The following is a 9447-nucleotide window of genomic DNA, read 5'->3' on the forward strand; positions in this document are numbered from 1 at the left end:
CTTCATTGTCAATACTCTTGGAGCTTTGGCAGCATATTGCTTCTTTCCTAAGAAACCTACAATTGCCGTTCAAAGGACTATTGATAGACAATTGACCTTATTCTAATTCGTCGAACTCACGTTAATTATATACAATTATGGCTAAAAAAACATCGATACACATTTGCGCTGCCAAGTATGGTGCCGAGAAGCACAACAGACGCGAGAAGGAGATGAAGCATGTTCATCCCGAGTATTCAAATCTTAACAAGAGTTGGGAAGCTGAGGACTTCAAGTCGGTAGCCGATGAGATTCGCAAGGCTAAGGAACGCTATTCCAGCCATCATTTCTGTCGTAAGGCGAAACTTGATGAAAATGGAAAACAATTGACAACACTTGCTTACGATAAAAAGACGGTCGACCCAATCGTTGACCCTAAAACTGGACTTCAAAAGGTTGTTCCAGAATGGGAACTCGACTTGTCGAAACCCAAGAAGATGCCCAAGAATGCCGAGCCTGTCCGTGAAGGTGTTGCTGTCATCACAGAGAATACGACGATGGAGCAGATGAAGACTTTGGCTAATCAAATCGAACAGCGTTGGGACATCAAGACCAAAGCCATCTATGCTCACCTTGATGAAGGCCATGAGCATTTGGTGACGGATAAGGATCATCAGCAGGGTAAGTATCTCGATTCTGCAGAAGGTTCGACAATCTTTCTCTGGAACCACCATGCTCACTATGTTTTTGATTGGACTGACCATGAGACAGGCCAGTGCATCAATCTAAACCGTCATGATATGTCAGAACTTCAGGATATGTTGGCTAATACTCTCAAAATGGAGCGTGGCAAGAAAAGTGACAAGAAATGGCGCGACGCTCATACTTTCAAGGCTGAGCAGGAAGCCATTCGTGCCAAAGAGGTAGCAGAATATACTGAACGTAAGAAAGCAGAAGTGAAGCAGATTCAGAAGAACATAGAAGCCAGTAACAGTAAGTTGACCAAACTTCAGGAAGCCATCGACGAATTGCTTTCTGCAACGAGTGTTCCAGAAGAAGAACTGGAGGCGGTACCATTTGCTGAAATGACATTCTCCTTCCAAGGTTCAAAGGAACCGTTGACCGTTAAAGACCTTATTAACATGACATTGTCACGACTTGATAGGGAAATCAGCACACCTATTCCTATATTGAAGCGTGAAGAATGGCAAAAGGAACGCAATGCCAAGGCTAAAGAGATTGTTACCACCCTTCAGAGCCAGTTACTCAGCGTATCGAAACTGCACAAAAAGAAAATCAATGATGTCGGCAAGAAGATGTATCTCGATGTCAAAAGGAAGATTGCCTTAGCTGCTAAGACGGACAAGGAGAATATGGCGTTGAGACAACGTATCTCGGAACTCGATGAAAGAGCAGTAGTCCGTGAGAAAGCCAAGACCCAAATTGCAGAACAAAAAGCCAGGGAACAGACCATGAGAGCAGAGAAGGCAGAAAAGCAAGTGGAGGAATCAGTAAAGCGCTTGTCAATGATGGAGAGGTTCATCAGTCAAGCAGGAGCAACGGAAGCCTTTGTTAATTGGAGTAATCTCTATGGTCTTGTCGAAGAAGCTGCTAAAGCATTAGTAACTTGGGCGCTAAGCAAGAAACTTGTATTCACCAATAAGGATGAGCGTACAATAGGCCAGGGAATTGTTGCAAAATGCCAACTAGAAGGATTAAATCCATCCGATGAAAATAATCGTCAGAAGGCGGCAAAAGGCATTGCGGACATTGCAGATTCCATTGTCGGTGAAATTAGTCAATTCAAATGGGATATTGCCTTACGTCGTATGGACCAACTAGCCTCTGAAATGAGTATGTCTGATAATAATTGCCTTCTCATAAAGGGTAGCACATCAAAACGCGGTCTTGGGTAATGGTGTTAAACATGTTTCATTTAAAAACCTCGTCAATAGATTTCTAAATTTGTGTGTAGACTGCGTTGCGAGATGTTTCAAAATTTACTATTATGATTTTTCATACGCGTTTCAATATAAATTTCAACTATTTTCATTATCTTTGCAACAACTTAAGAAACAAACGATGCTGAAACGATTCTTCCATATATGCGTCTTAGTTCTGCTACTCAACGCCTGTGGTAGTAGGGAGGCTCAGCGTTTGCTTGACCAAGCAGAGGCTGTTATAAATGAAAACTCCAGTGAGGCTATCACCATTCTCGACAGCATTAGCAATGACGGACTATCCCGCAGCCAGCGTATGCGTCGTCTGTTGTTGCTTACCAATGCCCAGAACAAATGCGATACGGTTTTCCGTTCTGACAGTATCCAAAAACTTCTCGTCAATTATTATGAAAGCCACGGTACTGCCAACGAACGAATGCTTGCCCACTATCTCCTTGGACGCGCTTACCAAGATATTCATGACTACCCTAATGCTCTGAATAATTATCAGAAGGCTGCAAATCATGCAGATACGACAGACATTGAATGTGACTATGCCTTGCTCAGTAGAGTTTATGGGCAGATGAGCGATGTTTTCTACCACCAAAATCTGATTGAAGAAGATTTAAAGTTTAATAATCTTGCTATCAGATACTCATGGAAAGCAAAAGACACACTCGCTGCAATATTAGGTATGGCGGGAAATATAGCAGCCTATAAAGGAATGGGGAAGCCTGACTCTGCACTATCCATTTGCGAACAAGCATCCGTGCTCGCCAGAAGATATGGATATAAGAACTTGTCTGCCGGAATCTTAGGAGGAGCCATTACGATACTTGTAGAGAAAGATTCCTTGAACAAAGCCAAGACCTTCATGGACATATACGAATCAGAATCCGGTTTCTTTGACGAAAACCATGATATAGTTAAGGGGCGTGAGGTTTACTATTACCCTAAAGGACGCTATTATTTGGCTGTCGGGAAATATGATTCTGCAGAACACTATTTTCGCAAGGAACTCCGTGAAGGTAAGGATTTCAACAACCAGAATGCCGCATCAAGAGGTCTGGCGCTGCTTTTCCAGAAGACACATCGGCCAGACTCTGCAGCCAAATACGCGCTTTACAGTTATACGATGAACGATTCCGTCTATGCTAACATGGCAACGGAAGAAGTGGAACGGATGAAAGCCATGTATGACTATTCGCGTTATCAGGAATCAGCCCGATTGGCCAACGAGAAATCTGAAAAAATGCACAAAAGGCTTATGGTCATCGGCTTTTCTACGTTTAGTATCATCGCTATAACCTTCATTGTTATACGTAGGGAAAGAAAGAAACGTATAGCGGCTCTCCATCATTACAAACAGAGTATTGCCGAACTTGCCAAGGCACAGTCGGAAGTCATCAGGCTTAGATCCCATGGAAGAAACATAGAAACAGCCCTCTCGCAAGCACAAAGCAATATAGAGGAGTTAAACAATTACACTTCAGAATTAAATCTTTTGATAGAGAAAAAGGAGATAGACATTGAGATTCTACGGAGTGATATTGAGAAATACCAGAGCAAAGAAACTAAAGAAAGGGAAATTGCAGAGGCGAAACTAAAGGATTCGGAAATCTATCACATTTTTGACAAGTTGGCGGCAAAAGGAAACCTGCCTTCTGCTGAAGAATGGCAACAAATGTATATGATGGTCATAGACTTTTTCCCCTCATTCTATCAGTTTATATCTTCCAAGAAATATGCCTTGAACGAAAAGGAATTCAACACCTGCATCCTTATCCGTCTGCATTTCCGACCAAAGGACATCTGCAACTTGCTTGGAGTTTCATCTGCCTATATCACGAAAATACGCAATACGATGATGAAAAAATTATTCGGTGTTGAGGGTAATTCCAAGAAACTTGATGAAGAAATATTGGGTCTTTGAATCGTCTGTATGTAAGAACGGCTTCATAATCAGTCAATTACATTGAGGTTAATTTTTGGTTAATTATCTCTGTTGTTATTGTTTTGGCATCATAATTCAACGATGTAATTTCGCATGCAAATCAAAACAAAACAACGATGAAAAAGATTCTTATTTTATTCTTTGCTGTCTGGTTAGGCAGCATGGCTTCAGTAAAAGGTAACCCCAAAATCTTGCACTCCTCGATCATTGACGAAACGCCCATTTATCCAGGCAAGCCAAAAGCACCTGCTCGTCCGCTGACCATTGACATCACGGGGCACACGCTCACCCTCTTCTATCCGTTTGAGGAAATCATTTCTGTGGAACTCTTCGACGAAGACGAGAACCTGGTCTATACCGATTGGCTGGCTCCGGGTCAGACTTCTCTCGTTTTCCCTTCCACATTTACAGGAGAATACGCCATCCGCCTCACCGTCGGTTCTGTATATTATATAGGTGTAATTGAACTGTAAGCAGAGCGAAGATGAAAATAAGAGTTTTCATTTCTGCTTTATCATTGCTATTTGGGATAACATCGGTCTATGGTCAGGTGAACCTGTCTGAAATGGTTCCGGCATCAACCGACAGTTTACAGAAGAGCAGAATCCGTTACTTCTCCCCCGGTAAGGGAGGGAGTAACAAAGTGTGGGACTTTTCCAGGAAACTCGGATCTAAGGGGGCAGAACAGGTGATGTTTATGAAGGACAGCACAGGCGTGGTCTCCGTCATTGAGCCTGGCAAAATCCGTTATTATCGGGCAACCCCTGACACGCTCGTTCTCGTCGGCAGTGAGTCAACGCTGGAGAAAAGGGACTATGCCCTGAGTAAAACCACAAGGAGACTCCATCTCGTATATGGAGACTCTATCGGCAAGCCGTTCAGATGCGAGGGGATGTACTGCGGCGACCATCCTTTCCGTGAGGTCGGCACGACAACCGTCAAGGTGGATGCCGACGGCTCTATAGTGCTGGCGGAGAACGACACTCTGAGGAATGTGCTCAGGGTGCATACCATCGACTCCTACTCCATCTGCATGGACATCGACTCCGCCGCCCTCGACACCGCAAGGCTCGCACAGGTCATTGACGAACGCTACGAGTGGTATCTGCCCGAATCGCAGTATCCCGTTATCGAGGACGTGACAAGCACCAGCTACTTCAACATGGACGTTGTGGGAACGACGAGATATGCCTACTGCAACCTGCCCTCAGACCAAGTGCCATATTATATAAGCCAGACGGACTTCCCGTCAGACGATGAGCAAGAGGGATTCGCTGACGGGGACGCGCAGGACGACGGAATCATACATTACCAGATAGAGACACACGGGAAGGTAATACAGATGGCATACGACCTTGACGAGGACGCCACCATCACAAACATCGTCGCCAACCACATGGGCATGCTATGCGTAAGCAGGCAATGGACACAAAACGCAGGACAGGGGTATTCCACACAGATAGACTGCAACGGACTGCTCCCGGGAGTGTATATCCTCTATATCAACGTTAACGGAAAAGTATACAGCGAGAAAGTGACACTATGAAAACAACAGCAATTAAAACCGCAGCATTATTATTACTGGCGGCTCTTTCTTGTTATGCCAATGCCGACGACACACAAGATTTGAGAAATATCTATAACAGCCTTCTGCCAGACTTCCAGAATCTGACTCCAGAGGCAAGCGCGCTTGGACAGTATGGGAAATACAACAACTCGGGGTACACTGGTGTGCCGAACATTTCTGTACCCTTATTCGACATATGCTCAGGAGACTTCACTATGCCTGTAGAACTGTGCTACGATGCGTCAGGCATAAAGGTTGACCAGCAGGCAACGTATGTTGGACTGGGATGGAACATGGTTATGGGCGGGAGCATCAGCCAGATAGTATGTGGAAAGAATGACTTTAACCAGAATTCATTTAGCATAAACCCAAGTTCGATAACCAACTTGGACCTGCTCCAGACTGTATTGCCTGGAATAGGATATACACCATATTACTGCATAGCAGGCCTTCCCCTTGTCAGGTTTCCTTCAGTTCCTGCAAACCCCTCTCTCTTCTGCCAGCCTATAGAAGAAGACCGAAAGAAGTTTGACATCCTGAGAGATGTCTCAGACGGGGTAAGAGTCCCGGACATATTCCAGGCTTCCTTTTGCGGGCATAGAGTTTCTTTTGTCATCGACACTGGAAGCAAAGAGGCAAGGATTATCGGAAACGACGCAACGGCTTACAGAATAGAACTAAAGGATTATACCGGCTCCTATCCTCACAGCATAGAGATTACGGACGACCATGGGCAAATGTACGTCTTTGCCGAGGCGCCAAAGACTTCCATGGAGGACAATGCGTCATACAATCTGGCGGAAATAAGGAATGCTGCGGGCCGATGCCTTGCAGAATTCAAATACTCCGAAAAGGGATACAGTCTTTTACAGTCCTATTATGAGACCGTAGGCAAGCGCGACGAAAACTCCGACATGCCGATAGCATCGGAAGCAATTCGGGAGATATTCATAAAGCGCAACCAGCCAAGCACGCTGGTATATGGCATTAGGGAATACTATCCTGACACCATTATAACCGACAAAGAGACAGTAACGTTTGCCTATGGAAGCAGGGAGGACATAAAGTTTGCGAAAAGAATAGACAGTATAACCGTAAGGTCAAGCGACAACGGCACGATATTGCATACTGTCGCTTTTGCCTATGGATACCATACGGAAAGCGAATATGAGCACACGCTTTGCAGCAAGTACGGATATACAAACGTGTATGGCTTTAAACGGCTAAAATTAACTGACGTTACGGTTGACGGAAAGAAATACTCATTCGGATATAACGATGCGCAAGAATTGCCTTCCCGAATAAGCATGCGGCAAGACTTCTGGGGGTATTACAACGGGAAGACCAACGCTGACGGCCTATGCGCTTCACCAGAATACAAATATGACTATGATGGCAGGCTTACAGGTATTGAGACTGTTGGGCCGGCTAACCGTTACGCTAACGAATTGTACTGCAAGATTGGAACATTAAACCAGATTACATACCCTACCGGCGGCTTCACGTTGTTTGAATATGAGATAAACCACTTTGACGATGAACACGGAAAATATTACTACCCGTCTGCCAGTTCAAGCGTTAAGATTCCGAGGACGGTAACATGTGGTACAGGCTATAACGGAACAGGCTATAACAACACACCAGAGACGAGGGATTTCGACATCGACCAGGCAGTGCCCGTCGAAATATCCTCTGGATCTTCTTATTTGCCTTCGCCACAGCAATACTACAAACTTGACCTGGGCATCGTCGGCAAGGATTCCACAGGACAAACCGTATTCTCAAGGTATTATACTAAATATAATGACATGGAGGATTTCAAGGAATCATGCGTGCTTCCCAAGGGACATTATGTGCTGTCATGCAAATTCAGCACTGTGGCAAGTGGATTAATAACTGGAGGACGCATTCAGGTAACGCTTCCGCCTGCATACGTCGAAGATACATCTATTGCCGATGCCAGCGGAAAGTCTGTCGGCGGTGGGCTAAGAATCAGGACAGTAGAGAACTATGACAGCGATGGTGAGATGTTAGGATATACACGCTATAGGTATGAAGAAGGAAAACTGCTCATACCGACAGTTGACAAAGAGCACATCGACATGCAGTACCTCTTTGCCAGCAAGCCTGCCAATCCTTGTTTCTACTCCATACCGTCAACCCTGTACTGCGCCTTTTACTTTATAACCTCCGACCCGAAATATCTTGCTGTTTGTTCTTTGGAATGCCCGGATGTCGGCTACTCTAAAGTTACTAAGGAGAATTACGACAAGGACGGGCAACTGATGTCATATAGCACAGAGAATTTCCATAACGACGGGTGTCACAGTGTCAACAACGGCATTTTCGGAGTAAACACGGACGGACTCAACGGAAAACTGACAGAATCCGCGACATTTTCAAGTGACAGTGTGCTGATGCACAAGATTTGCTATTCTTATACGGTAATCGGCGGCAGCCCTGCCTTGAGCGATATGGTTTTCTTCCCTTGGGCTCGATGCTCAGACATGAGTCCCGGTAGCAGTGCCTTGGATGTATATTACAAATACGCCCTGATCTCCAAATCTCCCTTGTGCGCATTGCCCTCAAGCGTCACCGAGACTGGCTATGTTGATGGTGTGGCGATGAAACCAGTAACTACAACTTACGAATACAATGAAAACAATTACATGCCCTCCAGCATAACAAAGAGCGTTGCCTTCAACGCCAACACGGAGGAGACATGCCTGACAAGGTATTGGTACCCAGGTGATGCGGAAGCCGTCAACTCAAACACGGCATGCCTGACAAGCGCGCATTGTATCAGCGAGAGAGTAAAGGCTCTGCAATACAGGAACGGGAACACAGTTGGCGGCTACAGGAATCTTTACATGCCGCTTTCAAATGGCTTGCCGGTAGTCAGCAAGAACTATTCCATAACTCCTAACAACAGCGAGGTTCTTGAACTGGACGTGACAGACTACGACGACTACGGAAACATCTGCGGTTATAAGAAGAAGGACGGAACTCCCGTTGCCGTAATATGGTCTTACTGCCATCGGCTTCCTGTATTGGAGATTGTCGGCAAGGCATATTCCGAAGTAAAGGCAATGTCGGGCATTGTCGACATTCTGGAAAATGGAACTGCCGCCACAGAAATAACAAATGCTACGGAGTCTCTTCACGCTGCCCTGCTGAATGAGAGAGCCATGGCGACAGCTTATGAATATTCCCCATGGCATACTCTTTCATGTGTCATCAAGCCTAACGGAGACAAGGCGAAATACCGCTATGACACCTATGGAAGACTGGAAGAAGCACGTGACGCTGACGACAATATCCTTCAAAAATATAACTACAACTACAAGACTAACTAGTATGAACAATATAAAACTATTACTTGCACTCCTGCTGTACGTTCCTGCCCTGTGCTCTGCTCAGACGGCAACGGAGAACTACGTCAAGACAGTGACGATGCTTGACGCGGACGGGACAGACTCGCTGCAGGCGGTGCAGTACTACAACGGGCTGGGCTATCCCACACTCTCCGTCGCCACTGCCGGCACCGACGGAGGGACGGCATGCACCCTGACGACATACGACGGAGCGGGGCGCGAGAAACGCAGGTATCTACCCGTGCCGGCAAACGGTCTTGAATATATCCCCGTGAACGGTGTCACGTCCATGGGCCTGTTTTATCTTGACAACGGCTTCTTCACAGAGAGCCACTACGACGCGCTCGACAGGGTGACAGCAGTCGACATCGCAGGAGACACATGGAGACAGGCGGGAAAGCAGGACAGGACAGAGCATCTCGCCAACACACTGTCCGACCTCGTGCTGCACTACGAGGCTCCCGAGGACGGATCGTACAGCCTCACGCTCCCCGAGAACACATCATCCTTCGAGTACTATCCAGAGGGAACGCTGGCAAAAGCAGTGTCTTACGATGCCGACAACAGGAGCACAGCCGTATTCACCGACCTGCTCGGGAGGAAGATTATGGAGCGCACCGCAGCAGGAGATAC

At 46.0% G+C, this 9447-nt stretch carries 6 protein-coding genes; all 6 read left to right on the top strand.

Annotated features, from left to right (window positions below; translation table 11 throughout):
• Positions 1–137: 137 nt before the first annotated feature.
• Entirely contained in the window at positions 138–1895 is a 1758-nt protein-coding gene (locus tag CIK89_RS06330) for a phage tail tape measure protein (RefSeq protein WP_094390553.1), read from the top strand.
• Positions 1896–2061: 166 nt separating this feature from the next.
• Complete coding sequence (locus CIK89_RS06335; RefSeq protein ID WP_094390554.1) at positions 2062–3852, top strand: hypothetical protein; 1791 nt, start codon at positions 2062–2064, stop codon at positions 3850–3852.
• Between the two features lie 137 nt (positions 3853–3989).
• The gene (locus CIK89_RS06340; protein WP_094390555.1) at positions 3990–4346 is read left to right on the top strand and encodes a hypothetical protein; all 357 of its coding nucleotides are present in this window, start codon (positions 3990–3992) and stop codon (positions 4344–4346) included.
• A 521-nt stretch (positions 4347–4867) separates the two neighbouring features.
• The gene (locus tag CIK89_RS13315) at positions 4868–5419 is read left to right on the top strand and encodes a hypothetical protein (protein ID WP_144007284.1); all 552 of its coding nucleotides are present in this window, start codon (positions 4868–4870) and stop codon (positions 5417–5419) included.
• Complete coding sequence (locus tag CIK89_RS06350; RefSeq protein WP_094390557.1) at positions 5416–8796, top strand: hypothetical protein; 3381 nt, start codon at positions 5416–5418, stop codon at positions 8794–8796. The genes CIK89_RS13315 and CIK89_RS06350 overlap by 4 nt, the downstream gene beginning before the upstream one ends.
• A 1-nt stretch (position 8797) precedes the next feature.
• Positions 8798–9447: DUF6443 domain-containing protein (locus tag CIK89_RS06355; RefSeq protein WP_144269539.1), on the top strand; the 650-nt coding region annotated here is incomplete at its 3' end.

The organism is Prevotella sp. P4-119 (genome assembly GCF_002251345.1).
Taxonomy (GTDB): Bacteria; Bacteroidota; Bacteroidia; order Bacteroidales; family Bacteroidaceae; genus Prevotella.

Excerpts from the sequence above, each read along its gene's own strand:
- CIK89_RS06330 (WP_094390553.1), top strand. The coding sequence starts at position 138 with ATGGCTAAAAAAACATCGATACACATTTGCGCTGCCAAGTATGGTGCC.
- CIK89_RS06335 (WP_094390554.1), top strand. The coding sequence starts at position 2,062 with ATGCTGAAACGATTCTTCCATATATGCGTCTTAGTTCTGCTACTCAAC.
- CIK89_RS06340 (WP_094390555.1), top strand. The coding sequence starts at position 3,990 with ATGAAAAAGATTCTTATTTTATTCTTTGCTGTCTGGTTAGGCAGCATG.
- CIK89_RS06350 (WP_094390557.1), top strand. The coding sequence starts at position 5,416 with ATGAAAACAACAGCAATTAAAACCGCAGCATTATTATTACTGGCGGCT.